The following is a 25,276-nucleotide window of genomic DNA, read 5'->3' as shown; positions in this document are numbered from 1 at the left end:
TGGCTCGTCGGTGATGCGTCACGCTCGGTCCACTGGTGCGGGGCGACGCGCGTCGAGTAGAGTGCGGCCGATGCCCTTCGCGCGGTCGCAGGTCCTGATGGTCGTCCTCGCCTCCTCGGGGTGCTTCTCGCCGTCCGGGATCGACGGCAGCGCGACGAGCAGCGAGACGAGCGCCGCGACGACCGGGACGACGACCGCGCCGGAGACGACGGACGCGTCCGCGACGAGCACGAGCACGAGCACGAGCGACGCGCCGACGACGGAGCCGACGAGCACTGTGACGTCTCTCGGGACGACGGAGACGACGACCACGTCGACGACCGAGCCGGTGACGTCGACCGAGCCGGTGACGTCGACGATCGACCCGACCCCTGGCACGACGACGACCGACGACACCGGCGTGGCAGTGTGCGGCGACGGGACGATCGATCCGCCGGTGGAGGAGTGCGACGACGGCAACCTGACCGACGGCGACGGCTGCAGCGCCCTGTGCACCGTCGAGATGCCGAACAAGAAGAAGCGGTTCGTGTTCCTCACCAGCGCGTCGTACACGGGCATCGAGGTCGGCTCGCTCGACCTCGCCGACGACGCCTGCAACGCGCTGGCGAAGGCGTCGCAGGTCGCGACGGTCAAGGATCGCACGTACCGGGCGTGGCTGTCGGACGGCGGCGCGAACGCGATCGATCGCATCGGCAGCTACACCGGCGAGTACGTGATGGTCGGCGGCACGCCGGTGGCGAGCAGTTCGACGGCGTTCGAGACCGGCGCGCTGAAGGGCATGATCAACGTGACCGAGCAGGGCACGCCGATCCCGTGGCTCATGGAGTCGTGCGCCACCAGCAGCGACGGCGTGTGGACCGGCACCCACGTCGACGGCACGGCCGACGCGGCCAACTGCAACAACTGGCAGGCCGATCGCGGGCAGGGGTTGATGGGGGCCTTCGGCGCGGTCGACGGCAACTGGACTGCCTGCTCGCCGCGCAGCTGCGACAGCCAGTTTCGGCTGTACTGCATCGAAGTCGAGTGACGGCGCGGGTGTCGTTGCGCGAGCGCGGAGAAGCCGAGGCGTGCTCGTCGAGCGAGCTTCGCGGCGGCGATGGCGACCGGAGCGACGCGGCGAGCACGGTGTGATCCGCGGCGAGCGAGGGGCGAAATCGCACTGAACACTTGCCGATCTTGGCGCGCGTTCGCGCGCGGCTAGCCTGTGCGACAATGCGCATCGGCCGAGCCGTGGGCTCCGGACAGGATTTCTGGGCGGTTCTGCCGGGCTACGGGCTGGTGCTGTGGGTGCTGGCGGCGGTCGTGTGCGCGCTGTTGCCGCTGCCGCGCTGGCTGGTCGACCTGCTGCTGACGCTGAGCCTCGCGGGCTCGGTGACTGCGCTGGTGGCGGGCGTGACTGCGCGGCGCAGCGCGGAGCTGCTGGGGTTCCCGCGGCTCGTCCTGCTGATGACGCTGACGCGGATGGCGCTCAACGTGACGACGACGCGGCTGATCCTGCGCGACGCCGACGCGGGCGAGGTGATCGCGGCGTTCTCGACGCTGGTGATTCAGGGCGACCTGCTGGTCGGGGCGGTGGTGTTCGCGATCGTGACGGTGGTGCAGTTCGTGGTGGTGGCCCGCGGCGGCGAACGCATCGCCGAGGTCGCGGCCCGCTTCGCGCTCGACGGCCTGCCGGGGCACCAGGCGGCGATCGAGGCCGATCTGCGGGCCGGGGCGATCTCGGCGGCCGAGGCGTCGCGGCTGCGGGCCCGCCTGCGCGAGCGCTCGAACTTCTACGGAGCGATGGACGGGGCCGCGAAGTTCATCCGCGGCGACGCGATCCTCGGCCTGGTGCTCACGAGCATCAACATCGTCGGCGGGCTGGCGGTGGGGCTGCGCGACGGGCTCGGCCTGACGACGGCGCTCGAGCTGTACGGGCGGCTGGCGATCGGCGACGGGCTGCTGGCCCAGGTGCCTGCATTGCTGGTCGGGCTGGCGGGGGCGTTGCTGGTGGCGCGGGTCGACCGTGAGGAGCCGGCGCCGCGCCGCGCGACGTGGGGGTCGCCGGGGCTGCTGGCGGCCCCGGCGGGGCTTTTGGCCGGGCTGGCGCTGGCGCCGGGGATGCCGACCGCGGCGTTCGGGCTCACTGCGATCGGGCTGGGGGCGCTGGCGTGGTGGACGCGGCGGCGCCGAGGTCGGCCGGCCCGACGGATCGTGGTCTGTCTCTCGGGACATGACGAAAAGGACATGCAGGCGCTGCGCCGGCCGCTGGCCGAGCTGCGGCGGCGCTGCAGCGGGGCGCTCGGCGTGGAGGTGCCGCCGATCGTGGTGACCGCGGGGCCGAGCTTCGCGGTGCGGCTCGGCGAGCGAGTGCTGAGCGGGCCGGAGGATCTGGGCGGAGTAGGGAGCCTCGCGGAGCGGGGAAGCGACCTGACTGTTCGGGCATGTCAGCGGTCGGGGGAAGGAGCGGGGGAGGCGGAGCGGAGGAGTGACCTGACTGTTCGGGCAGGTCAGAGATGGGGGGAGGGCGCGGGCGAGGCGGAGCGGGGGAGTGACCTGACTGTTCGGGCAGGTCCGCGGTCGGGGGACGCAGTGGGTGAGGCGGAGCGAGGGAGTGACATGACTGTTCGGCCAGGTCCGTGGTCGGGGGAAGCCGCGGGCGAAGCGGAGCGGGGGAGTGACCTGACTGTTCGGGCAGGTCCATCCTCGGAGGGGGCGGCCGGCGGCGAGTCGGAAAGGGGCGGAGATTTTAAAGATGATCGAAGAGGTAGGGTCGATCGGGCAGGTTCTTCGGGGCATGTCCTGGAGGACAGGATCGTCACGGCGGTGTTTCGGGCGGTGATGCGGGGGGCGGACGCGCTGGTCGATCTGGACACGATCACGGCGGTGCTCGAGGCCCACCACGCGCGCGAGCCGGCGGTCACCCGCGAGGTGCTGGCGGCGGTGGGGCCGGCGGCGTTGCTCGAGCTGACGCGCGGGCTGCTGCGCGAGCGGGTGCCGCTGCCGCAGTTCGCGGCGCTGCTCGACGCGGTCGCGTCGGAGCCGTTGCTGCGCCAGGCGGGCGAGCGCGGCCGCTGGCTGGCGGCGCTGCGCGAGCGGCTGGCGCCGCACTGGGTCCACGAAGTGGTGGCCGCGCACGCCCGAGTGGGGGCGGTGACGTGGACGCGGCCGGTGAGCGACGCGGAGGCGGCGCTGCTGTCGCGAGCGGTGAGCGGCGAGCGCGGGCTGCGGCTGGGGCTCGACGCCCGCTCGCGGCAGACGTGGCGCCGGCGCGTGCTGCAGAACGATGTTGTCGGCGGGAAAAACGAGGATGGGCCGCCGCCGATCGTCGTTTGTTCAGCGCGGGCGCGGCCGGTGTTCGCGCTGCTGCTGGCCCGCGGAACGCCGCATGTGACGGTGCTGAGCACGGTGGAGCTGCAAGAGGCGGAGCTGCCGGTGCCCGGAGATCCAGACGGACCTGCGGTGCGGTGGTTCGAGGCGCCCGTGCAGCACGCGGGCGGCGCCTCACGCGGCCGGACGTTGCCGGGCGAGCGTGACACGGCGTAGCTTTCGCGGCCTATGGCCGAGAAGGCGACCCTCTACTGGGATTACATCAAGCTCGAGGAGCTGCTCTCGCTGCAGACGGGCGTCGAACCCGACGAGGCGGAGCTCGAGAACGACGAGGTGATGTTCATCACCATCCACCAGATCGACGAGCTGTGGTTCAAGCTGGCGATCCGCGAGCTGGTGCGCGTCCGGAATTTGTTCGCGCAGGAGAAGGTGCGCGAGCAGTCGCTGTCCGACGCGGTCCGCGGCATCCGCCGCACCGCCTTGTTGTTCGACCAGGTCGCGCATCACTTCCGCCTGATGGAGACGATGACGACCCGCGACTATCTCGGCTTCCGCGACAAGCTGAGCCCAGCGAGCGGGTTCCAGTCGGCGCAGCTGCGGGAGATCGAGATCATCATGGGTCTGAAGGTGGACGACCGGATCCCGCTCGGCCACGACAACAGTTATCTGCGGGCGCTCCGCTACCCCGACGGGCGGCCGTCGCCGGCGTCGAAGCGGGTCGAGGCGCGGCTGAAGGACGTGCCGACGCTGCTCGAGTCGATCAACGAGTGGCTGCACCGCACGCCGATCCAGGGCTCGACGCCGGAGCAGGAGGGCGACACGGAGAACGTGCGCCGGTTCGTCGAGAACTACCTCAAGGCGCAGGCGATCGAGGCCGAGGAGGCGATGATCCTGGTGCGCGACTCGGCGCCCGGCGAGGCCGACCGGCGGCGGATCGAGGAGCGCTACAAGCAGGAGCGGGTCAAGGCGCGCGAGTTCCTGCTGGCGGAAGAGGTTCCGGAGGAGGATCGCCTGCGGGTGGCGCGGGTGCGGGCGGCGCTGCTGTTCATCGAGAGCTACCGCGAGCTGCCGCTGCTGGCCTGGCCGCGCGAGGTGCTCGACGGGCTGGTGGAGCTCGAGCAGGCGTTCGTGATCTTCCGGCAGCGACACGCGCGGATGGTCGAGCGGGTGATCGGCCGCCGCACCGGCACGGGCGGCTCGGCGGGCGTCGATTACCTCGAGCAGACGGCGCTGCGTTACCGGGTGTTCCGCGAGCTGTGGGCGGTGCGCACGCTGATGATCCGCAAGACGGCCCTGCCGCCGCTGCGCGGGCCCGACGTGTACGGCTTCGTGGCCAAGGAGTGAGGCGATGCGCGGGCCGAAGGTCATCGTCGTCGGCGGCGGTACGATGGGCTCGGCGACCGCGTGGGCGCTGGCCGCCCGCGGGGCCGAGGTCACGGTGCTCGAGCGCTTCTCGCACGTGCACGAGCACGGCAGCCACTCCGGCTACACCCGCATCATCCGCGAGTCGTACCACGAGGGGGCAGGCTACGTGCCGCTGGTCCGCCGCGCCGACGCGCTGTGGCAGGCGCTCGGCGAGAAGGCCGGCGAGACGCTGCTGGTGCGCACCGGGATGGTCGAGTTCGGGCCGGAGGACGACCCCGACTACCAGGACGCGATCGCGGCCTGCGTGTCGGCGGAGGTCGAGCACGAGCGGATGGACGCGGCCGCGGCCCGCGAGCGCTTCCCGATCGCGGTGCCCGAGGGGTGGACGGCCTGCTTCACGCCGTCGGGCGGTTACCTGCGCGTAGGGCCATGTCTCGAAGCGCTAAAACGAGAGGCCATGTCCCTCGGGACAGTGTGGCGGACGGGCGTGCGCGTCCGCGAGGTCGCGCTCGGCGAGCGGCCGCGGGTGTTGCTCGAAGAGGGGACGCTGCTGCCGGCCGACCACGTGGTGGTGACGGCGGGGGCGTACCTGCCGGGGCTTTTGCCGGGGTTCATGCCGGGCAAGCTGAAGGTGCTGCGGCGGGTGCTGGCGTGGACGCGGCCCGACCCGCACGCGATCGCCCGCCTGGCGGCGATGCCGGTGTGGGCCTCGTTCGGCCCGGGGGGCTTCGTGTACGGGTTCCCGTACGGGCACGAGGGCGTGACCGGCTTCAAGCTGGCGTGCCACGTGCCGCCGCCGGAGGTCGGGGCTGCCGAGGCGGCGGTCGACCCCGAGCGGGTCGACCGCGCGATCCACCCCGCCGATCTCGCGCCGCTCGACGCGTTCCTGGCCGAGTACCTGCCGGCGGGGCGGGGCGAGTTCGTCCACGCGACGGTGTGCCTTTACACCTGCACGCCGTCGACCGACTTCGTGATCGACCATGTCCCCGGGGACAGGCGCGTGTGGGTCGCCGGCGGGTTCTCCGGGCACGGCTTCAAGTTCGCGCCGGCGATCGGCGAGCTGGTGGCGGACGCGGTGATCACGGGGTCGGCGCCCGAGGCCCTGCGAGCGTTCGCGCGCGCGCGCCACGCGGGGTGATCGGCCCGCGCCGGGCGCGGACAAATCCGCGCCGGTGGCCGCGCGGGCCGCTGAAGCGCGCGGATGCGCGTCGGCGCCCGTTGCTGGCCTGCGGGGCTTTTGCCAGCATCGCGGGGCCGATGTCCGACCCAGCGTTCAGCGGGATCCCCGAGGCTCTGGCGACGGCCGTGCGTGCGGTCGACGTGCCGCACGATCTCCGGACCCTCTTCGAGCGGCTGGCAGTGCCGCTCGCGCTCGAGGTCGAGGCGCCGGCCGAGGACGCGCCCCCGCTGGCGCTGCAGCTGTTGCGGCTCGCGGGCCACGGTTCGTCGCTGCGGCTGGTCGGGGCCCGCATGAGCGCGGCCGGGTCGAAGGTGCGCTTCATCCATGGCATGAAGGACCTGGTCCTCGGGACAGCCGAGCTGGCCGAAGGGATCCCCGCGCTCGCGCGGCGGGTCGCGCAGAGCCTGCTCGACGTCGACGAGGCCGCAGGGGCGCTCGAGCGCTTCGCGCGCGAGTCACCGCGGCAGGAGGCGCTGCGGCGGCTGACCCGGGCGATGCTCGAGACGGGCAGCATCGACCGGCTGCGGACGATCCTGCTGATCGGGATGACCTCGGGGCTGGCCCTGGGGTTCAGCCGGGCGGCGCTGTTCGTGTACGACGAGGACGGGCGGGCGCTGGTCGGGGAGTCGGCGATCGGGCCGGCCGACGCGGCCGAGGCGGGGCGGGCGACGACGGGCCTGTCGCTCGAGCAGCGGATCGCGGAGGTGGAGACGACGGAGCCGCGCTACGAGAATTTCGTGCGCACGATCGCGGTCGACGTGACGACCGATCCGCGCGACGAGATCGGGCAGGCGCTGGCGGCGAGCGGGCCGCTGCTCTTCTCCCGCGAGCGGCCGATGAACCCGGCGCTGGCGGCCCTGGAGCCGCCGGGCGAGTTCCTGGTCGCGGCGATCCGCCTGCGCGACAAGGTGCTCGGGATCGTGGTCGCCGACGACCCGTACGGGCGCGCGCCGATCGACCCGCAGGCGCGCGAGTTCATCGGCTTCCTGCTCGACACCGCGGCGCTGGCGTCGGAGAACCTGCGCCTGCGCGAGAGCGTGGAGACGCTGGCCCGCCACGACGAGCTGACGGGGCTGTTCAACCGCCGCGAGTTCGAGACGCGCATGGCCGACGAGCAGTCGCGGGCCCAGCGGCTCGGCTCGCAGTGCGCGCTGCTGCTGTTCGACGTCGACTACCTGCAGCGGGTCAACCTCGCCCGCGGGCACAAGGCCGGCGACGAGCTGCTGCAGCAGGTCGGGGTCATGCTGCGCTCGACGTTGCGCTCGCACGACATCGTCGCCCGCCTCACCGGCGACGCGTTCGCGGTGCTGGTGACCGACACGACCCACGAGCAGGTGCTGGCGATCGCCCGCCGCGTCGGCACTCTGGGCCTCGGCATGGGCATCTCGCTCAGCGCCGGCGGGTCGCTGTGGCCGCGCGACAACCACGAGATGTCGGTGCTGTTCTCCGAGGCCGAGGCGGCGCTGATCGACGCCAAGCGCGGCGGCCGGGGCCGGGCGGTGATCGAGGGCGACGAGGCGCCGATGCTGTTCGAGCCGCCGAGCGACGACGAGCCGCTGGATTGATGCTGGTAGAAAGGACATGTCCTGGGGGGCATGTCCTGTGGGGAAGAGACGCGGCGGTTCGACCCGAAGCGAAGGCGACGCGGCCGCGGATGTCGGATGGGACCTGCGGCCTCCGGCCGGCGAGGCGCGGCGTCGAGAGCCCGGTCAGGGGCGACAAACCCTGGGGCGAAGCGAGCGCGAGGCAGAGCGGCACATTCGGGGCGATGCGAGGGCGGCCGAGGGGCGCCGCGGGCCTGGCCCGCAGGACACGTCGGGTGAGTGGGGTGCGCGGCGGAGCTGCCAAATTCTTGGCGCGATGCGAGCGTGCGAGCGGTCGGACGGAACCTGTCACGAGGGACCTGTCGAGGCGAGCGCGGCGCGGTGCGACCCGGGCGCGACGCGAGCGCGGCGCGGGCGATGCTGGCGGACGGGACATGTCGCGGGGGACATGTCGAAGCGAGCGCGGCGCAGGCCTGGCGCGACGCGAGCGCGGCGCGGAGCCGGGCGATCGGGCAGCGTAGCGAGCGCGGCGCTCCTATGGATGGCACTTGGGACATGTCACGAGGGACATGTCGCAGCGGGCCCGGCGGGCAGCTCGGCGCGGAGCGAGCGCGGCGCGGTCGTCGGCGGCGAGGCGGACGGACGACGCAGCGGCTGGCCGATCGGACAGGTGGCCCCGGTGCCCGCGGCGATGTCGTCGCCTTCATCGAGCTGTCGGAGAGGGCGACGTCGCCGTGCTCGCCGCCCGCGGGCAGCGACCCGCGCGGCGGGGCAAAACCCTGGCGCGAAGCGAGCGCGGCGCGGTGCGGGCGGCTGGCGAGGAGGGTGTCCTTCAGGACATGCGCCAGGCGGCATGTCCTCAGGCGCAGCCGCTCACGCGTCGTGGCACTTCTTGTACTTCTTGCCGCTGCCGCACGGGCAGGGGTCGTTGCGGCCGATCTTCGGGGCGGTGCGGACGTAGGGCGCGGGGCCGTGGTCGTGGTCGCAGTCGGGCCCGTGGACGTGGCCGTGGGCGTGATCGTGGTCGTGGTCGTGGTCGCAGTCGGGGCCGTGGACGTGCTCGTGGCCGGGCATGCGGGGGACTATGCGCGAGCGGACCGGCGGGCGGCAAGGCGCGTCGGCGCGGCCGGCGAGCGTCCGCCCGCGTGTGGTCTGCGGCATAGGCCGGCGTGGGGGCGGCGATCCGAAAGCCGGGGTGACGACCCCGGCGCGGTCAGCGACCGAGCGTTTTGACGTCGAGCCAGCCGTTGGCGTGGGCCGCGATCACCACGGTTCCGTCCCAGCCGGTCCCGTAGATCGCGCGGTCGATCGTGCGGCGCTGGAAGATCTCGGTGACCTTGTCTTGATAGGCGCCGCGGAAGCCGACCATCGCCTGCGTGGGGGCGCGGCGGCCGCGGACGCCGTACTCGGGGTGGACGAGGTGCTCCAGCGCGACGATGTGCGGGTGGCCGTACTTGCGGGCGGTCCACGGAATATTCCGCTCGTACGGGCCCATCGAGATCACGGCCACGCGCGGGCTCATCAGGGCCATCTGGTAGTGAATGGTGGCGTTCTTACTGCCGTGGTGGCCGACCTGGTAGATGTCGACGTCGAGCAGCTCCGGGTGCTTCTCGTAGCGGTCGGCCAGGCGGCTCAGGCCGATGAGCTCGAGGTCGCCGGTGAACAGCGCCGAGGCCTCGCCGTAGTCGACGCGGACGACCACGCTGTGGTTGTTGGGGTTGTCCCCGTAGGTCTCGACGTCGTGGGTGACGGTGCCCCACAGGGCGGTCAGCTTGGGGTCGGTGGGCGCGCGGGCGCAGCTGCCGATCGAGTCGACGATCGCGCTGTGCAGGCCCTCGGCGGGCACGTCGCCGGCGCCGACGGCGAGGTACTGCACGTTCTTGTCGGGGTGGCTGCGCAGCCACGCGTGCACGGCCATCTGCTGGGTCGCGCCCGGGTCCTCGGTGCCGTCGTTGTGGCTGTGCGGGGCGTCGGCGCCGTTGTCGACCACGTTCTTGACGGTGTAGCGCTCGAGCACGCCGACAGCGCCGCGGTTGTGGTCGATGTGCGGGTGGGTGATGAGCAGCAGGTCGAGGGTGCGATCGAGATCGGCGCGGCGGGCGAAGAAGGCGTCGAGGTAGGCGTAGAGCGCGGCCTCGCCGTCGTAGAGCTCGTTCTTCTCGCCGCCGGTGTCGATCAGCGCCGCGCCGCACGGGAACTCGAGCAGGGTCGCGTCGCCCTGGCCGATGTCGATAAAGTGCAGCGTCATCGCGTCGGCCGGGTCGGTGCCGGGCGGGCGCGTGGTCGGGTCGCGGTCGCGGGCGATCGGCGGCAGCGTCAAGCTCGGGTCCGGCTTGACCTCGATCGGCGGGGCGTCGTCGTGCGCACCGCAGGCGCACACGAGCACGGCGAGGACGAGCACGGCGAATCGCACGCGCGGATGATAGCAGCGCGGCGCAGGCCACGAGGTCGTGGGCTGCGCCGCGTCGGGAGGGTGAAGTTGGCCCGATGGGCTCGGGGACCAGACGGCCAGGGAGCGTCCGGTGGTGCTTGAGGACAGGTCACGCGACCTGTCGAAAGAGACACGTCAGACGTGATCGCCGCTCGGAGGGCGACTCGTTCCAGGTGCGCCCATCACGCACTCCGAGCGGAGGCGCGCGCCAAAAGGCCCGCGCGGTGGGGTCCAGAAGGCCCAGAGGGCCTCTGTCAGGCCGCCTCCGGTCGATCGAGCGGCGAGGGCTCGGAAGTGCCGGCCGAGGGCTGCTCGGTCGGCGCCTGCGGCGCTCGCGCGGTCGTGACCGGGCCGCGCTCCTTCTTCGCGAGGCGGCGGATCATCCGCCGGAGCGACTTGGCGATCGCGTGCCCGGTGGGCAACACGACGGCGACCGTGTCGCCGTGCTCCTTCTGGATGATCACCGTGTGCTGGCCGATGACGAGGCGGATGGTGTCCTCCCCGGTCTGGCCGAACAGCTGCAGCGAGGCGTCGAGGACGGGCGACCAGCTGTCGACGCCCCGGAATCCCCGTGGGTGGTTGGGTGAGTCGATCGTGACGGCGACGACGCCCGGGGCGGCCGCCAGGTGTTCGATGTTGGCAAAGAGGCTCATGGCTGTGTCTCCTGCGTCGAGCCGCGCTGGGCTGCGGGCGCCGCGCTCGACGTTCGGTCAACCATGGTCCGTCTTGGGGGACGGTGCCACCGGCGCCCTGCGGGCATGCATCACACTGAAGGTTTGTTGAGGGATGGCCGGACATCGTTCCAGGCCACCCCTACACCCCGTACAGCCTACCTTCCCCGGTTCGCCAGGGGGGCCCCAGGGGGTGGGGGCTAAAGGCAACGACTCGAGTGGAGCATGCTCACCGAGCTCAAGCGGATGCGAGACTTCGCACGATCTCGAGGGCCTCGGCCACGTGCTTCTTGGGCCGGACCTGCGACGAGAACACGTGCCGCACCACGCCGCCGCGGTCGATGATGAAGGTGACGCGGCCGTCGATGAGGCCGAGCGTCTTCTTCACGCCGTAGTTGCCTCGCACCGCCCCGCCGCGATCGCTGAGCAGGCGAAACGGCAGGTTGTGCTTGGCCGCGAAGGCCTTGTGCGCCTCGACGCCGTCGCTGCTGATGCCCACGACCTCGGCGCCGGCGTCGGCGAACACGGTGTAGCTGTCGCGGAAGCTGCAGGCCTCGACGGTGCAGCCGGGCGTGTCGTCCTTCGGATAGAAGTAGAGGACCACGCAGCGCTCCTTGAGGAGATCGGCGAGGGCGACGGTGCGGCCGTCCTGGTCCTGCAGGCTGAAGTCGGGGGCGACTTCGCCGACGGCGAGCTGGGTGCTGCGACTCATGCGCCCGCGAGTGTACCGCCGGCCGCGCAGCCCCGGAAGGGCCTGTAAACGGCGCGAATTTTCTCGTATCAGTGAAGGCCATGCGCTGGGTTCGCCTGTCGCCGCTGTACTTCGTCGCCTCGACGGCGATGCTGGTGTGGCCGCTCTACCCGCTGCTGGGCGACCACATCGAGCCGCGCGTGTTCGGCGTGCCGTGGTCACTGACGTACGTGCTGCTCGTCATCCTCGCCAACACTGCGGTGCTGGTGGGGCTGTACCTGAGCCGGGCCGTCGACGCCGTCGAGGCCGAGGACGAGCCCCGTGGCTGACCTGGGCGCGGTCGCGCCGTACGCGGTGTTCGCCTACCTGGCCGCCTCGCTGGCGATCGGCCTCGTCGCCGGCAGGCGCGGCTCGGGCGGCGCCGACGACTTCGTCACCGGCGAGCGCTCGTTCGGCCCGGTGCTGATGTACTTCGTCATGGGCGCGATGATCTTCAGCGCCTACGCGCTGCTCGGCACGCCGCAGCGGGTCATCAGCAAGGGCTCCGACGCGTTCTACATGCTGGCCTACGGGGCCGCGGCGTTCGTGCCGGTGTTCTACTTCGGGGCCCGGGTGCGCCGCATGGGCGCCCGCCTCGGCCTGGTGACGCAGGCGGAGCTGATCGGGGCCCGCTACGACAGCCGCAGGATCACCACGGTGATGGGCGCGGCGTCGCTGCTGGCGTTCATCCCGTACCTGGCGATCCAGTTCAAGGGCGCGGGCATCGTCATGCACCACGCGCTCGGCTGGTCGCCGCTGCTCGGCGCGGCGGTGGTCTACGCGGTGGTGGCCGTCTACGTGATGTTCGGCGGCATGCGCGGGGTCGGCTGGACCAACGTGCTGCAGGGCGTGGCCATGCTGGCGGTGGTGTGGTGGCTCGGGCTGGCGATCCCGGGCCAGCTGTTCGGCGGGATCGCGCCGATGTTCGACCGCGTGATCGCCGAGCGCCCGGAGTACCTGACGCTGCCCGGGCCGGCGCCGGGGACGTCGTCGTTCCAGTACACCGCGGAGATCGTGATGTCGACGCTCGGCTTCGCGATGTGGCCGCAGGTGTTCATGAAGTGCTTCACGGCCCGCAGCGCGCGGGCGGTGCAGTACTCGGCGGTGACCTACCCGAGCTTCCTCGTGTTCCTGATCCCGCTGCTGTTCCTCGGCTACGCGGCGCTGCTGCTGCCCGGGGCGCCGCGCGACGAGGGGGTGCTGCTGTGGCTCGTCAGCCGGCCGGAGGTCGGCGGGCCGTGGGTGTTCGCGGCGTTCTGCACCGCGGTGCTGGCGGCGTCGATGTCGACCGGCGACTCGCTGCTGCACGGCGGGGCGTCGATCTTCGTCCGCGACGTGCTGGTGTCCGGGCTCGGCCTGCCGCTGTCGGAGCAGGCGCAGACGCGGCTGATGCGGATGGGCGTGGTCGTGCTGTTCGCGCTCGGCCTGGGGATGCTGGTCGTCGCCAGCAAGGTGTCGATCGTCGACCTGCTGCTGCTGGCCTACGCGGTGCCGGTGCAGTTCCTGCCGCCGGTGATCTTCGGCCTGTACTGGCGGCGGGCCAACCGCGTGGCCGCCGAGGCCGGGCTGTTCGTCGGGCTCGGGGTCGCGTTCGCGCTGTTCCTGGCCAAGATCCTGGCGCCGGGGCTGTACGCGTGGTGTAACCCGCTCGACCTGCAGATCGGCGCGGTCGGGCTGGTGCTCAACGCGATCGCGATGTTCGTGCTGTCGCTGACGACCCCGCCCATGGCACAGTCCCATCTGCAACGCTTCGAGTTCCGCAGCCCATGATGTCCCGCGCGCTCCTCGTCGTCCCCCTGTGTCTGGCCGCCTGCGAGGCCACGAGCCGCCGCTTCGCCGCGCTCGACGCCCCGCCGCCCGCGCCGGTGGCCGTCGGCGAGGCCCGGCCGCTGGCCGAGCTGGCGAAGGTGACCGAGCTGTCCGAGGCCGAAAAGGCCAAGCAGGAGAAAGAGATGCCCGAGTGCGGGCGCGGCAGCGGGCGCGACATCCACGGCGAGTGCGTGCCGATCGGCCTGTGGGAGACCCCGCACGTGCAGCGGGTCCAGATCCCCGGCGGCGTGTTCGTGATGGGCAACGTGCCCGACCACTTCAACTCGTCGCCGTCGCGCGAGCTGCCGGCGGTCCGCTGGTCGGGCAACCCGCCGCGCCACGAGGCGCTGCGCAGCTTCTGGATCGACCTGCACGAGGTCACCCGCGGGGCCTACGCGGCGTGCGTGAGTGCCGGCGCCTGCACGGCCGCGACCTGCCCCGAAGGCCAGGCCGATCCGATCGCGGACCTCCAGGCGGAGGTCGCCGCCGCGCTGCCGCAGACCTGCGTCAGCCACCAGCAGGCCGCGGCCTACTGCCGCCACGCCGGCGCTCGCCTGCCCAGCGAGGCCGAGTGGGAGTACGCGGCCCGCGGCCCCGACGCGCGCGTGTACCCGTGGGGCAACCAGATCAAGGACGACATCCCGCAGGGCCTCTATCCCGCAGGACATGTCCGTCTGGACAGCTCGTACTTCGGCGTGCGCGGGATGGGCAGCGACGCGCTCGAGTGGGTGGCCGACACGTACGACGCCGACGCGGCGCTGCGCCCGTTCGTCGGCGAGGCGTTCCGCGCCGCCGACGGGCCGCTCGCGGTGGCCCGCGCGATCTTCGAGCAGTCGGCGTTCTGCGGCGAGGACGCGGCCTGCAAGCCGCCCGCGGGCGACCCGGTCCGCCACGTGTACAAGTACGGCAGCGTCGGCCAGCGCCGCGCCGCCCGCGAGACCCGACCGCCGAAGTTCCCGGGGGTCGAGCTCGAGGGCTGGGACGTCGTCGCCGCCGACGCCCGCCTCGGCTTCCGCTGCGCCGCCGACCTGCGCGCCGAAGACAAGCCGCTGCAGGTGCCGGCCTCGGTGGCGCCGATCCCGATCGTCCGCTCCGAAGGCTCGCTCGAGCTGTTCGGCGGGGTGGTCGAGGCGGTCAACCAGGAGGAGGCGCGCCGCTTCTGCGCGGGGCTGCGCGTGCCGTACGGCAGCGAGGCGCTGACGGGGTTCCGCCTGCCGACGCTGCTGGAGATCCAGCAACTGGCGGACGTGTTCCGCGGTCCGGGGCCGTTCTGGGCCGAAGACGGGGCGGCGGTCCAGATCGACGACACGACGCCGCCGGCCCCCGACGCGCCGTGGCGCGAGCTGATGGTCGGCGGCGAGACGGCCCTGGCGGCCCGCTGCGTGCGCACGACGCAGTGAGCCCGCGGGGCAGGTCGAAGCGAGGGCGTGACGCTCGGCCGAGCCGAGCTCGCTCGAGCTGCCCGTCAAGCGAGCCGCCGCGCTCATGTTTGAAGGGACATGTGCGATAGGGCATGTCCGTGGGGGCATGCCCTTTCGGGCATGTCCGGAAGGTCAGCCGGTGTACTCGACGAACAGCGCGGTGATGTTGTCGCGGCCGCCGTTGATGTTGGCGTGGCGGACGGCCTCGCGGGCGGCGGTGGCGAGGTCGGCCTGGAACAGGCGGGCGAGGAGGCCCGTCTCGTCGAGGTACTCGTGCAGGCCGTCGCTGCACAGCAGCAGCTTGTCGCCGGGGGCCAGCTCGAGCTGGCGGACGTCGACCTCGACGAACTCGCGGTGGCCGACCGCGCGGGTGATCACGTGCTTGAGGTGCGACAGCTTGGCCGCCTCGGGCGTCATCGTGCCCTGGCGGATCTGCACGTTCACCAGAGTGTGATCGTCGGTCAGCTGCACGTGCTCGCCGGCGTGCCACAGGTAGACCCGCGAGTCGCCGACCCACGCCACCGTGGCGACCTGGCCGGCGACCAGCACCACCGAGGCGGTCGTCGACATGCCCCTTCGGTCAGGGTCCATCTCGCCCATGGTGTGGACCATGTAGCAGGCGCTCTGGATGGCCCCGCGCAGCAGGGCCGCGAGGCGCTGGCGGGCCGCCTGATCGAGCTCGCCGCCGTGGCGGGCGATCTCGATGTCGGTCGCGTCGCCCTTGACGAAGTCGACGATGAACTCGACGGTCTCCTGGCTGGCGATCTCGCCGCGGGCCCGGCCGCCGACGCCGTCGCAGACGATGAAGAGGCCGAGCTGGGCGTCGGCGAGGAACGCGTCCTCGTTGCGACTGCGCACCCGGCCGACGTCGGTGTAGCCGTAGTGCCGCGTCGCCATGGCGGCGCACCTTAGCACGGGCCGGTGGGAACGCGCCCACGCTTGTTGTACCCTGGCGACGATCGACCTGGAGCGCCCATGACCGTGCGTGGAAGCAGCCGAATTCTCGCCCTCTCCAGCCTCACGCTCGTCGGTTGCCTCGACCCGACCGCCGGCGGCGACGACGCCTCCGCGACCGCCGCGACCACCAACCCCGGGACCACCGTTTCGCCGGGCACTGCGGCGCCGACGAGCGACCCGCCGACCACGATCACGACCACCGAGACCACGACCTCGCCGACGTCGACCGGCGAGCCGACGACCACCGACGGCACCACCGGCGACCCGCCGCCCGAGCCGCCGGATCTGTGGTGCCCCGACGGCCCGCAGGGCGGCTGCGCCGCGCAGCCCGACGCGCCGCTCGAGGCCGGCGCGGCGGTGCTGTCGATCGTCCCCAACTGCTGGGAGAAGTGGGTCGACGTCGACATGGACAACGAGTGGAAGCCGAAGGACGACATGCTGCTCGACTGCGGCTGCGACCAGAAGTGCCCCGGCGACCCCGGCTACTCGGGGCCCGACGCCGGCGAGGGCGACGGGAAGCTGCAGCCGCTGTTCATGGCCGGGTTCGGCCACGACCGCCCGGCCTACGGGGTGCGCGACGCGACGCACGGGCTGGTCGGCGGCGGCGACGGGCTGTGGGCGCGGGCGGTGGCGTTCCGCCAGGGCGAGTCGACTCTGGCGATCGTGGCGATCGACACCGTCGGCTACTTCAACAACGACGTCGAGGCGATCCGCGAGCTGCTGCCGGCGCAGGACATCGACCTCGACTACCTGATCGTGCACGCGACGCACAACCACGAGGGCCCCGACACGATGGGCCTGTGGGGCGAGGACCTGTTCACCTCGGGCTACACGCCGGAGTACCGCCAGCAGGTCCGCGACACCATCGTCGAGGCGATCGTCGGCGCGTTCAAGGACATGCGCGAGGTCGGGTCGATGCGGGTCGGCGAGGTCGACGTGTCGACCTACCACCCGAAGGGCATGGGCAACCTGCTCCGCGACTCGCGCGACCCGTGGATCGCCGACGAGACCATCTCGGCGGCCCACCTGGTCGACGCCGAGGGCATGCCGATCGCCACGCTCGTCAACTACGGCTGTCACCCGGAGACGCTGGCCAACGACAACTACCTGGTGACGTCCGACTTCGTCCACGCGCTGCGCCGGACCGTCGAGTCGGGCTCGGAGTGGCAGACGGCGGAGGGCAAGCCGGGCCTCGGCGGGCCGGCGATCTACATCAACGGGGCCGTCGGCGGGATGATGACGACGCTCGGGGTCAACGTCGAGAACCCGGACGGCGAGACCTACCAGGCGGCGAGCTTCGAGAAGGCCGACTCGGTCGGGCAGATGCTCGGCGAGATGGCGCTCGACGCGGTGGCGATGGGCGAGGAGATCACGGGGCCGGCGCTGCGCTTCGCGGCCAAGCGGTTCCGCGCCGGGGTCCGCAACACCAACTTCAAGCTGATGTTCGACCTGCAGGTGCTCGAGCGCGAGGTGTTCAACGCCGACATGCCGGGCAAGGAGGAGATCGAGACCGAGATGGCGCTGGTCGAGCTCGGGCCGATCCAGATGCTGACGGTGCCCGGCGAGCTGCTGCCGGAGCTGGCGATCGGCGGCTACGACGGCTCGCACATCAACGCCGACGGGGTGCCGCTCCTCAAGCCCGACAACGTCAACCCGCCCGACCTCCGCGCGGCGCCCGAGGGCCCGTACATCGAGGACCGCATGGGCCTGACGTACCGCTGGATCGTCGGCCTCGGCAACGACGAGCTCGGCTACATCATCCCCGAGTACGACTTCCAGCTGGCCGAGACGATGCCGTGGATCAACGAGGCCGAGGGCAATCACTACGAGGAGACCAACTCCCTCGGGCCCGACATGGCCGCGCTCGTCGACCAGTTCGCCGACCTGCTGATCCACTGGTCGAAGTCGTGAGCGTCAGTCGCGGGCCAGGGCGACGAGGACGCCGCCGTCGCCGAAGCCGATGATGTCGAGGCGGCCGTCGCCGTCGACGTCGGCGAGGGTGCGGACGTGGACGCCGAGGCGCCAGCCCTGGGCGTAGCCGAACTCCTCGAGCGCCCGCTCCGGCGGGCGGAAGCCGGTCTGCTTCGAGGTGGCGATGATCACCCCGGTCTGGCCGAAGCCGACGATGTCGTCGCGCGCGTCGCCGTCGATGTCGGCGAGGTGGCGCGGGTGACGGTCGACGCGCCAGCCCTGGTTGAAGCCGAAGTTGTTGAGGACCGGCTCGGGCTCGCCGTACTCGCCGCTGCGGCCGTTCGCTAGCAGGGTGCCGTAGTCGCCGAAGCCGACGATGTCGGGGCGGTCGTTGCCGCCGACTTCGCCGAGCAGGCGGATGTGCTTGTCGGGGCGCCAGCCGTGGTCGTAGCCGAAGTCGGACAGCCACATCTTCGGCGCGGTGAAGCGGCCCTCGGCGGCGCGGGCGACGAACACGCCGTCGTCGCCGAAGCCGACGAGGTCGGCGCGGCCGTCGGCGTCGACGTCGCGGACGAGGCGAGGGGTGCGATCGACGCGCCAGCCCTGCTCGTAGCCGAGGTCCTCGAGCCACGATTCGCGCGGGCTGAAGTTCGAGCCGGTCGACGTGGCGACGTGGACGCCGCCGTTGCCGAAGCCGACGACGTCGAGGCGGTCGTCGGCGTCGACGTCGGCGAGGAAGCGCGGGTGACGATCGACGCGCCAGCCGCGGGTGATCGTGAAGTCGTCGAGCCACAGCTTGGGCGGCTGGAACTCGCTGCCGGTCGACAGCGACACGAACACGCCGCCGTTGCCGAAGCCGACGACGTCGGCCATGTCGTCGCCGTTCATGTCGACGAGGAAGCGCGGGTGCTTGTCGATCCGCCAGCCGTTGCTGTACGAGTAATTGTCGACCCACGTCGCCGGCTCGCCGAAGCCTTCGCCGGTCGACAGGGCGACGACGACGCCCTGCTCGCCGAAGCCGACGATGTCGGCCAGGTCGTCGCCGTCGACGTCGCCCAGCAGGCGCAGGTGCCTGTCGACGCGCCAGCCGCTGTCGACGCCGAAGCCCTCGGACCACGCCTCGGGCGCGGCGAAGCCGGCGGCGCGGGCCTCGGGCGCGGCGGTGAGCGGCAGCATCAGGCCGGCGAGCGCGCCGGCCACGGTCAACTTCCTCATGGGCGAAATCTCCTGGAGCGGCGAGCGAGGATGTCCGAAGGGACAGGTCATCGATCGCGCGGGGGGACGACGCTTTGTGCCGCCGCCTCACGGCGACGCAAGCGGCGAGACCTGCGAGGCGCGGCCGCGAGGTTCGAGGTCACCGTCGCGGACGGGCCAGGCGCGCACGCCGGGGCCGGCGAGGCGGGCTCGCGCGCAGCCCGGGGGCGTTGCTCAGGGCGCTCCGCAGGGATCTGGCGAGCGGGCCGGGGGCGGTCGACTGCAGCGTGCTCGCGGGACCCTCTCGACGCGGGCGCTCGCTCGGGTCGCGTGGCCGGCGCGAGGCGAGCGGACGCGGGCGTACGTGCCCCGGCGGTCGTGGTAGGGTCCGCCCATGCGCGGCGCCTCGCTGTTCAGCTCGTTCGTGTTCGTCTCGTCGCTCGCCCTCGGGTCGTGCGGACCGCCGCCGGCTCCGGGCTACTGCGCCGGCCCGGTGTGCGGCTGCAGCGGCGGTGACAACTGCGTGCTCGACTGCCCGGCCGCCGGGTGCGACGCCGAGTGCCACGACGTGAGCAACTGCGACGCCGGCTGCGGCGACATGTGCAACCTGTCGTGTCACAACAACTCCAACTGCGACCTCGAGTGCGGCGACGCCTGTGCGGTCGATTGCGAGTCGGTGAGCAACTGCGACGTCGCCTGCGGGGCCGACTGCGCGGTCGACTGTCGCAACCTGTCGAACTGCGAGGTCGTGATGGTCAGCGGCGAGGCCTCGTGCGAGGGCGTCGGCAACTGCCAGATCCGCTGCGCCCTGCCCGACGGCAACACCGAGCCGGCCTCCGACTGCGGCGACGGGCGCTACAGCTGCCCGGTCGGTTCGTGCTGAGTCCCCGCCGCGGAACGCCGGTTCTGCGGAGCGGCGCGATTGCGCGGTCAGGGCCGACCTGGGACACTCGGTTCATGTCGCAGACTTCGCGGGCCCTCACCGTGACCTTCGCCGCGGCCGCCGTGGCCGGCGCGTGCAACTTCCTGTCCTCGGGGGCAGGTCAGACGACGACCAACATCGCCGACGTCGCCGGCGCGATCGCCTGCCCGGCGCTGACGAGCGGCGGCGACGCGCTCGGGGTCAAGTACACCGCCAAGGCCGAGCTCAACGCGAAGGTCGGGGCCTTCGTGCAGGCGGCCAAGGACCTGCAGCGGTTGTCCGCGAAGTGGGAGGCCGAGGTCACCTCGGCGTGCCGCAAGATCGGCGGCGACATCGGCGTCAATCCGGCGGCGATGCAGCCGAACCAGAACGCCACGGCTCCGCAGGCCGCCTGCGGTGCGGTCGCGGCCAAGGTGCAGGGGCTGCTGAAGGGCGGGGTGAAGATCGAGGCGAGCTACACGCCGCCGAAGTGCGACGTCGACGCGTCGGCGCGGGCCCGCTGCGACGGCCGCTGCAAGGTCGACGTCGACCCGGGCGAGATCGTGGCCCAGTGCACGCCGGCCAAGCTGTCGGGCCGCTGCCAGGGCACGTGCAAGGGCCAGTGCGACGGCCGCTGCTCGGGCCAGTGCCAGGGTAACTGCGCGGTCAAGGACGCCCAGGGCCGCTGCGCCGGCAAGTGCGAGGGCACCTGCACCGGTCAGTGCGACGCGACGTGCCACGCGTCGTGCCAGGGCACCTGGCAGGCGCCCAAGTGCGAGGGCCACGTGACGCCGCCGAAGGTCGACGCCGACTGCAAGGCCAGCTGCGAGGCGAGCGTGAAGTTCTCGGCCCAGTGCTCGAAGCCGCGGCTCGAGGTCAAGACGTCGAGCGAGGCGCAGGCGCTCGGCAAGCTGGTGGCGTCGCTGTCGGCCAACCTGCCGGTGTTGATCGCGGCGCAGGTCAAGCTGGGGCGGGACATCGCCGGCGAGGTGCAGACTCTGGTCCGCCTCGGCGGCGAGCTGCGCGGCAAGCTGCAGGGCGCGGGCGAGCAGGCGATCGCGTGCGTGACCGCGGCGGCGTCGGCGGTGGCGACGGCGTCGATCAGCATCAACGTGTCGTTCAAGGCCAGCGCGTCGGTCTCGGGGGCCGTCGGCGCGAGCGGGAGAGCCGGCTGAGCTCCGCGTGGCACTGGCTCGGGTTGTTCGCGGCCGGCGGCTGCGGGGTGTGCCTGCGGTTCGCGCTGGCGCTGCGGGTCGATCGCTGGGCCGCGGCGACGCTGCCCCACGCGGGCACTCTGGTGGTCAACCTGATCGGCTGCCTGGCGATCGGGGTGCTGGCGCCGCTGATGCCGCAGGGGCCGCCGCGCACGATCGCGGTGGCGGGGCTGCTCGGCGGCTTCACGACGTACAGCGCGTTCGCGCTGCTGACGGTCGAGCTGGCCGGCGAGGCCCGCTGGGCGCCGCTGGCCTGGCAGCTCGGGCTGCACGTCGGCGGCGGGGCGCTGATGGTGGCGCTCGGCTCGCGCCTCGGCCGGCTGCTGGCGGCGGCTTGAGCGGGATGTTCTGAGGGACATGTCCATGAGGACAGGCATGGCCGCGCCCGGATCGAGCTCCGCACGTAGACACTGGTGTCTGACGGTGCTCGCGCTGGGCGCGTGGCTGAGCGCCGCCGCGAGCACGGCCGGGTGTTACACGATGAGCGTCGACCCGCCGCGAGACGCCGAGTCCAAGCGCGCCGTGCGGGTGCTGAAGCGGCACCTGCGAGCGAGGCTGCCCGGCGCCAAGTTCTATCTCGAGCAGCTCCGCGTATCTGCGCCCGGCTGGACGGTGTTCGCGGGCGAGGACCGGGAGGTCCGCCACGGCGGCTTGCAGTACTGGGTCGTGCGGGCCGACGCGAGCGTGGTGACCGGGGAGCCGCTCGTGGAGCTGTCCCACGCTTATCGCAGCCTCGAGGCCGTGGGACCCGATCCTTCGGCGAGCCCGGAGGACCTGGCGTGGCTCGCGGTCGCGCTGCTGTCGCGAGACGTGAAGTTGCTGGATCAGCGCGACTATCCGCGGATCAGCGCGCTGTACGAAGGCGACGAGCTCGCGCCCCCCAAGCTCGTGCGCCAGGGCGGCGCGGCGACCCTGGTGTTCTGGGTCAACGTGGGCCGCGGGTGGAGTCCGAGCCGCTACGAGCTGCAGATCTCCGCCGACTACGAGGTGACCGTGTCCGTGACCTCGCCGCAGCTGCGCCAAAAAGAGGTGAGCTGAGCGCACCGCCCGTCGGGGCGTCTCGCGCGAAAGGTAGAGAGGCGGGTCGTCGGGACCAGCCCTCTCTGTCCTTCGGGTCAGCTTCGCGCGCCTTCACGGCGCCGGGTTGGCGAAGCCGGAGATCGATCCGGACGGCCACGTCCGCGCGAATTGCCGGGCGCTCGGATTCGCTCGAAGTCGATCTTGTCCGAGAAGAGGCGGTTTCGTCTTGAAATAATTTTGTACACCGTATAGTATACGGCGTATCAAAAAGACGGCGAGGGCCGTCGTGTTCCCCTTCGAGGAGTTGTCCGTGCAGATCACTGGTAGTGCAGTGTCGCTGACCGTCGACGATGTCGCGGCGTCGAGCGCCTTTTTTATTAAACATCTGGGGTTTCGTGAGGCGATGGCGGCGGACGGGTTCGCGTCGCTGCAGCGCGAGGACGCCGGGATGCATGTGGTGCTGCTGCGCCGCGGCATCGAGGTGCTGCCGCCGGAGCTCCGCGAGCAGCGGGCGGCGGGGGTGATCGTCGCCTTCGTGGTCAAGGACCTCGAGGGCGAGGAGCGGCGACTGCGGGCCGAGGGGGTGCCGATCACGCTGCCGCTGCGCGAGGAGCCGTGGGGCGAGCGGCTGTTCATGGTCACCGATCCCAACGGCGTGGTGATCGAGCTGGTCGAGTGGGCCGACGCGCCGGCTGCATGAGCCTCAGCGCGGCGGCCGGGCCTGGTAGACCGGCGCGCCCCTGCGGTAGGTGGTGAGCGGGCGCAAGGCCGCGAGGTCACCTGTCCGAACGGACAGGGGGTTGCGGTCGAGGATCACGAGGTCGGCGACGCGGCCGACGGCGAGCTCGCCCTTGCGCTCGCCGTCGAACACTTGGTGCGCGCCGCTGCTGGTGAGGCCGCGGAGGCCGTCGAACACGGGGATCCGCTGGGCCTGACCGAGGACCTTGTCGCTGCGGGTGGTGCGGTTCACCGCGCTGGCCAAAAGCAGCATGGGGTCGGCAGGGATCGCGGGGGCGTCGGTCTGCAGGGTGAACAGCAGGCCGCGCGCGAGCGCCGACTGGGCCGGGTCGAGCCGCGCGGCGCGGGCCGGACCGAGGGCGGTGTCGCGGTACCAGTCGCCCCAGTAGTACAGGTGGGCGCTGGCGAACGACGGCACCATCTTGAGCTCGCGCATGCGGTCGAGCTGGTCCTCGCGCACGGTCTGAGCGCGCAGCAACACCGGCCGGCGATCGTCGACGCGGCGGCGCTCGATGACCCGCTCCCACGCGTCGAGGTACTGGTCGGCCGCGGCGTCGCCGTCGGCGTGGGCGAGCACCTGCCAACCCTGGTCGACCGCGAGCTCGAGGATCTGCTCGACCTCGGTGGCGGCCATGCGCGCGACGCCTCGCCAGCCGCGAGGCTTGCCCGCCGGCGGGGTGGTGTACGGTACGTCGAGCCAGGCCGAGCGCGACTGCAGGCCGCCGTCGAGCACGAGCTCGATGCCGCCGAGCTTGAGGCCGCGCTCCCAGGCGCCGAAGCGCTGGCCGACGAGGCGCTCGGCGTCGGCCATGCTGGCGACCACCGGATAGGCGACGACGTCGACCTCGTGCTTGTTGGCGCGCGCGAGCCGGCGCAAGGCCTCGAGCTGGTCGGCGTCGACCGCCCCGTCCTGCACGGTGGTGAAGCCGCGGCGCGCGTACTGCCGCTCGGCCTGGACCAGCCGCGTCGCCAACTCGTCGTCGCTCGGTCGTGGCAGCGCGCGCTCGAGGAGGAAGACTGCGCTGTCGGCGAGCACGCCGCTCGGCTCGCGCGACCGCGGCTGACGACCGATCTGGCCGCCCGCAGGGTCGGGGGTGTCGGCGTCGATGCCGAGCAGGCGCAGCGCCGGGGTGTTGACGACCGCGACCGCGCCGGAGCTGTGATAGACGGCGATCGGGTGCATCATCGAGACCTCGTCGAGGTCGTCGCGGGTGGGCTGCCGCGCCTCGCGGAGCCGCGAATCGTCGTAGTTCCAGCCGACCACCCATTGGCCGCCGGCGAGCTTGCGCCGCTTGATGTCGGCGCGCAGAGCCCGGCGCATGTCGGCGATCGAGCGGACCGTGCCGAGCGGCGGCGGGGCCAGTTGGACCTGCTCGCTGCGCTGGGCGACCACGCCCAGGTGGCCGTGACCGTCGATGAAGCCGGGCAGCAAGGCCTTGCCGGCGAGGTCGATCTTCTCGGTACCGCCGTCGGCGAGTTTAATAATGTCGGCCTGCGCGCCGACTGCGACGATCTCTCCGTCGCGGATCGCCAGCGCCTCGGCGACGATCGGATTGCCGGCACCGTCGACGCGCATGGTGATCACCGGGCCGCCGTAGAAGACGCGGTCAGGGGCGGTCGTCGGCTCGGCCGGTCGGGTCGGCGGCCGCGGCGAGCGGGTCGGCGGCCGCGTGGCGGGCGAGGTCGAGGCCGTCGGCTGCTTGGCGGCGCTCGCCGGGCGCGCCGGCTTGCCCTTGCTCGGCCGCGCCGGCTTGCCCGCGGTCGGCCGCCCGTGACTCGGCTGCGGCGCGCTGCCGGAGTGATAGCTGTAGCTGCACGACAGCAGCGCGACTGTGATTGCGGTGATCGGGACGAGGCGATGCATCGACCGGGCCTCCGATCGATCGATAGCACCCGCGCCGCAGTCGTCGAGACGGGCGAACGGCTGCGGCAGCGCCGACTGGCATGATTGGCCGAAGGTCGGGCGACCGACCTCGTGCGGCGAGGTGGCCCGACTGGCATGATTCGTACGGCCGAGCCGCCTACTGAATCTGTCGGGGCCGCGGGCTCACCAGCCGGCCGGCAGGCGGAAGGCGTTCGTCATCCACGAGGTGCGGTCGCCTTCGAAGCTCAGCTCGGTGGTCGCGGTCATCACGGCCATGTGCGAGCCGTCGGGGCTGGTGAACACGAGGCCGCGGTCGAGGTCGTAATTCCAGAGGTAGGGCCGGCGACGCACGCCCGGCTCGAGCTGCAGGGGGGCCTGACCGTCGCGGACGAGGTCGAGCTTGAAGCCGGCGCCCTTGCCCTCGTGGGCGCGCTCGCGGTCGCCGCCGAGGACCTCGAGGGTGGCGGTCGCGGTTTGACCGGAGGGCAGGACGAACGCGTACGACTTGGTGCCCGGGCGCGACGCGGCGGCCCCCTGCGGCTCGGCCGGCGCGAGCAGGTGGCCGACCTCGATGCCGCGCGCCTGCAGCAGGGCCGTGCGCTTGGGCGCCAGAGCGGCCCGCAGGTCCGGCGGGTCGCACGGCTGGGCGTCGGGGCTCTTGGGGCGCACCTCGACGTAGCCGTCGGGCACGAGGATGTCGCTGTCGGCGTCGACGACGAACAGCCGCGCCGCGCCCTCGCAGGTGGCAGCGCCCGGACCGGCGTCGAAGGTCTCGAAGGCGAAGTAGCGGCCGTCGCGCGACCAACCCCAGACCGTGAGGTGATCGATCTGCTGGCGCGGATCGCCCGGCTGCTCGAAGGCGGCCCCGAGCGTCGCCGGCTTCAGGCGCTCCGCCGCGGGCGCGGGCGCCTCCTCGCGCGCGGCCTCGGGACCCGGCGCCGGCGGGCCGTTCGGGGCGGTGCAGGCGCTGGCGAGCAGGAGGACGCAGGCGAGGCGGGGCGGCATGGGCAGGGTTTA

At 72.3% G+C, this 25,276-nt stretch carries 22 protein-coding genes; 14 read left to right on the top strand and 8 right to left on the bottom strand.

Features of this window, described 5'->3' with window-relative positions; all coding sequences use genetic code 11:
* Positions 1-70 precede the first annotated feature (70 nt).
* The 5 genes from OV090_RS40630 (at position 71) to OV090_RS40610 (ending at position 7,419) form a co-directional block, all read left to right on the top strand.
* Complete coding sequence (locus OV090_RS40630) at positions 71-1,027, top strand: DUF4215 domain-containing protein (RefSeq protein ID WP_267710249.1); 957 nt, start codon at positions 71-73, stop codon at positions 1,025-1,027.
* Positions 1,028-1,212: 185 nt separating this feature from the next.
* On the top strand, positions 1,213-3,525 hold the full coding sequence (locus tag OV090_RS40625; RefSeq protein ID WP_267710248.1) for an FHIPEP family type III secretion protein: 2,313 nt from the start codon (positions 1,213-1,215) through the stop codon (positions 3,523-3,525).
* A gap of 12 nt (positions 3,526-3,537) precedes the next feature.
* On the top strand, positions 3,538-4,653 hold the full coding sequence (locus tag OV090_RS40620; RefSeq protein WP_267710247.1) for a tryptophan 2,3-dioxygenase family protein: 1,116 nt from the start codon (positions 3,538-3,540) through the stop codon (positions 4,651-4,653).
* Positions 4,654-4,657: 4 nt separating this feature from the next.
* A complete protein-coding gene (gene solA, locus OV090_RS40615; protein WP_267710246.1) occupies positions 4,658-5,812 on the top strand; it encodes an N-methyl-L-tryptophan oxidase in 1,155 nt (384 codons plus the stop codon).
* A 119-nt stretch (positions 5,813-5,931) separates the two neighbouring features.
* Positions 5,932-7,419 carry a GGDEF domain-containing protein gene (locus OV090_RS40610; protein WP_267710245.1) on the top strand — a complete coding sequence of 496 codons (1,488 nt, stop codon included), beginning with the start codon at positions 5,932-5,934 and terminating at the stop codon, positions 7,417-7,419.
* Positions 7,420-8,271: 852 nt separating this feature from the next.
* Here OV090_RS40610 and OV090_RS40605 read toward each other — a convergent pair.
* The 4 genes from OV090_RS40605 to OV090_RS40590 all read right to left on the bottom strand — a co-directional run bounded on the left by OV090_RS40605 (position 8,272) and on the right by OV090_RS40590 (position 11,212).
* Complete coding sequence (locus tag OV090_RS40605; protein ID WP_267710244.1) at positions 8,272-8,472, bottom strand: SEC-C metal-binding domain-containing protein; 201 nt, start codon at positions 8,470-8,472, stop codon at positions 8,272-8,274.
* Between the two features lie 139 nt (positions 8,473-8,611).
* Positions 8,612-9,811 carry an MBL fold metallo-hydrolase gene (locus OV090_RS40600; RefSeq protein WP_267710243.1) on the bottom strand — a complete coding sequence of 400 codons (1,200 nt, stop codon included), beginning with the start codon at positions 9,809-9,811 and terminating at the stop codon, positions 8,612-8,614.
* A gap of 272 nt (positions 9,812-10,083) precedes the next feature.
* Positions 10,084-10,482, bottom strand: a complete 399-nt coding sequence (locus tag OV090_RS40595; protein ID WP_267710242.1) for a hypothetical protein — start codon at positions 10,480-10,482, stop codon at positions 10,084-10,086.
* 256 nt (positions 10,483-10,738) lie between these two features.
* Complete coding sequence (locus OV090_RS40590; protein ID WP_267710241.1) at positions 10,739-11,212, bottom strand: peroxiredoxin; 474 nt, start codon at positions 11,210-11,212, stop codon at positions 10,739-10,741.
* Positions 11,213-11,292: 80 nt separating this feature from the next.
* On the opposite strand from OV090_RS40590, the gene OV090_RS40585 reads away from it, so the two are divergent.
* Genes OV090_RS40585 through OV090_RS40575 form a run of 3 tightly spaced genes read left to right on the top strand, consistent with a single transcriptional unit; the run spans position 11,293 to position 14,439 of the window.
* Complete coding sequence (locus OV090_RS40585) at positions 11,293-11,520, top strand: hypothetical protein (protein ID WP_267710240.1); 228 nt, start codon at positions 11,293-11,295, stop codon at positions 11,518-11,520.
* A complete protein-coding gene (locus tag OV090_RS40580) occupies positions 11,513-13,000 on the top strand; it encodes a sodium:solute symporter family protein (protein ID WP_267710239.1) in 1,488 nt (495 codons plus the stop codon). The genes OV090_RS40585 and OV090_RS40580 overlap by 8 nt, the downstream gene beginning before the upstream one ends.
* Positions 12,997-14,439: an SUMF1/EgtB/PvdO family nonheme iron enzyme gene (locus OV090_RS40575; protein ID WP_267710238.1), complete on the top strand. Its 1,443-nt coding sequence runs from the start codon at positions 12,997-12,999 to the stop codon at positions 14,437-14,439. The genes OV090_RS40580 and OV090_RS40575 overlap by 4 nt, the downstream gene beginning before the upstream one ends.
* A gap of 153 nt (positions 14,440-14,592) precedes the next feature.
* On the opposite strand, the gene OV090_RS40570 is transcribed toward OV090_RS40575, so the two are convergent.
* Positions 14,593-15,357 carry a protein phosphatase 2C domain-containing protein gene (locus tag OV090_RS40570; protein WP_267710237.1) on the bottom strand — a complete coding sequence of 255 codons (765 nt, stop codon included), beginning with the start codon at positions 15,355-15,357 and terminating at the stop codon, positions 14,593-14,595.
* A gap of 78 nt (positions 15,358-15,435) precedes the next feature.
* On the opposite strand from OV090_RS40570, the gene OV090_RS40565 reads away from it, so the two are divergent.
* A complete protein-coding gene (locus OV090_RS40565; protein ID WP_267710236.1) occupies positions 15,436-17,328 on the top strand; it encodes a hypothetical protein in 1,893 nt (630 codons plus the stop codon).
* 3 nt (positions 17,329-17,331) lie between these two features.
* On the opposite strand, the gene OV090_RS40560 is transcribed toward OV090_RS40565, so the two are convergent.
* On the bottom strand, positions 17,332-18,543 hold the full coding sequence (locus tag OV090_RS40560; RefSeq protein WP_267710235.1) for a VCBS repeat-containing protein: 1,212 nt from the start codon (positions 18,541-18,543) through the stop codon (positions 17,332-17,334).
* A 373-nt stretch (positions 18,544-18,916) separates the two neighbouring features.
* Between OV090_RS40560 and OV090_RS40555 the strand changes: the two genes are divergently transcribed.
* The 5 genes from OV090_RS40555 (at position 18,917) to OV090_RS40535 (ending at position 22,357) form a co-directional block, all read left to right on the top strand.
* On the top strand, positions 18,917-19,405 hold the full coding sequence (locus OV090_RS40555; RefSeq protein WP_267710234.1) for a hypothetical protein: 489 nt from the start codon (positions 18,917-18,919) through the stop codon (positions 19,403-19,405).
* A 74-nt stretch (positions 19,406-19,479) separates the two neighbouring features.
* Positions 19,480-20,598 (top strand): hypothetical protein, encoded by a 1,119-nt coding sequence (locus OV090_RS40550; RefSeq protein ID WP_267710233.1) that lies wholly within the window; start codon positions 19,480-19,482, stop codon positions 20,596-20,598.
* A gap of 23 nt (positions 20,599-20,621) precedes the next feature.
* Complete coding sequence (locus OV090_RS40545) at positions 20,622-20,975, top strand: CrcB family protein (RefSeq protein ID WP_267710232.1); 354 nt, start codon at positions 20,622-20,624, stop codon at positions 20,973-20,975.
* A gap of 85 nt (positions 20,976-21,060) precedes the next feature.
* Positions 21,061-21,675, top strand: a complete 615-nt coding sequence (locus OV090_RS40540) for a hypothetical protein (RefSeq protein WP_267710231.1) — start codon at positions 21,061-21,063, stop codon at positions 21,673-21,675.
* A 292-nt stretch (positions 21,676-21,967) separates the two neighbouring features.
* Entirely contained in the window at positions 21,968-22,357 is a 390-nt protein-coding gene (locus tag OV090_RS40535) for a VOC family protein (RefSeq protein ID WP_267743392.1), read from the top strand.
* Between the two features lie 3 nt (positions 22,358-22,360).
* Here OV090_RS40535 and OV090_RS40530 read toward each other — a convergent pair whose 3' ends face one another.
* Both OV090_RS40530 and OV090_RS40525 read right to left on the bottom strand, forming a co-directional pair.
* Positions 22,361-24,259, bottom strand: a complete 1,899-nt coding sequence (locus OV090_RS40530; protein WP_267710229.1) for an amidohydrolase — start codon at positions 24,257-24,259, stop codon at positions 22,361-22,363.
* Positions 24,260-24,442: 183 nt separating this feature from the next.
* A complete protein-coding gene (locus OV090_RS40525; protein WP_267710228.1) occupies positions 24,443-25,264 on the bottom strand; it encodes a DUF2259 domain-containing protein in 822 nt (273 codons plus the stop codon).
* Between the last annotated feature and the right edge of the window lie 12 nt (positions 25,265-25,276).

The organism is Nannocystis sp. RBIL2 (assembly GCF_026626745.1).
In the GTDB taxonomy this organism is placed as follows: domain Bacteria; phylum Myxococcota_A; class Polyangia; order Nannocystales; family Nannocystaceae; genus Nannocystis.
This window is presented reverse-complemented; position numbering and strand designations above follow the sequence as displayed.

Bases quoted from the DNA above. Each gene is read 5' to 3' on its own strand.
- OV090_RS40630 (WP_267710249.1), top strand. From the start codon at position 71: ATGCCCTTCGCGCGGTCGCAGGTCCTGATGGTCGTCCTCGCCTCCTCG.
- OV090_RS40625 (WP_267710248.1), top strand. From the start codon at position 1,213: ATGCGCATCGGCCGAGCCGTGGGCTCCGGACAGGATTTCTGGGCGGTT.
- OV090_RS40620 (WP_267710247.1), top strand. From the start codon at position 3,538: ATGGCCGAGAAGGCGACCCTCTACTGGGATTACATCAAGCTCGAGGAG.
- solA (WP_267710246.1), top strand. From the start codon at position 4,658: ATGCGCGGGCCGAAGGTCATCGTCGTCGGCGGCGGTACGATGGGCTCG.
- OV090_RS40610 (WP_267710245.1), top strand. From the start codon at position 5,932: ATGTCCGACCCAGCGTTCAGCGGGATCCCCGAGGCTCTGGCGACGGCC.
- OV090_RS40605 (WP_267710244.1), bottom strand. From the start codon at position 8,472: ATGCCCGGCCACGAGCACGTCCACGGCCCCGACTGCGACCACGACCAC.
- OV090_RS40595 (WP_267710242.1), bottom strand. From the start codon at position 10,482: ATGAGCCTCTTTGCCAACATCGAACACCTGGCGGCCGCCCCGGGCGTC.
- OV090_RS40590 (WP_267710241.1), bottom strand. From the start codon at position 11,212: ATGAGTCGCAGCACCCAGCTCGCCGTCGGCGAAGTCGCCCCCGACTTC.
- OV090_RS40585 (WP_267710240.1), top strand. From the start codon at position 11,293: ATGCGCTGGGTTCGCCTGTCGCCGCTGTACTTCGTCGCCTCGACGGCG.
- OV090_RS40575 (WP_267710238.1), top strand. From the start codon at position 12,997: ATGATGTCCCGCGCGCTCCTCGTCGTCCCCCTGTGTCTGGCCGCCTGC.
- OV090_RS40570 (WP_267710237.1), bottom strand. From the start codon at position 15,357: ATGGCGACGCGGCACTACGGCTACACCGACGTCGGCCGGGTGCGCAGT.
- OV090_RS40565 (WP_267710236.1), top strand. From the start codon at position 15,436: ATGACCGTGCGTGGAAGCAGCCGAATTCTCGCCCTCTCCAGCCTCACG.
- OV090_RS40560 (WP_267710235.1), bottom strand. From the start codon at position 18,543: ATGAGGAAGTTGACCGTGGCCGGCGCGCTCGCCGGCCTGATGCTGCCG.
- OV090_RS40555 (WP_267710234.1), top strand. From the start codon at position 18,917: ATGCGCGGCGCCTCGCTGTTCAGCTCGTTCGTGTTCGTCTCGTCGCTC.
- OV090_RS40550 (WP_267710233.1), top strand. From the start codon at position 19,480: ATGTCGCAGACTTCGCGGGCCCTCACCGTGACCTTCGCCGCGGCCGCC.
- OV090_RS40530 (WP_267710229.1), bottom strand. From the start codon at position 24,259: ATGCATCGCCTCGTCCCGATCACCGCAATCACAGTCGCGCTGCTGTCG.
- OV090_RS40525 (WP_267710228.1), bottom strand. From the start codon at position 25,264: ATGCCGCCCCGCCTCGCCTGCGTCCTCCTGCTCGCCAGCGCCTGCACC.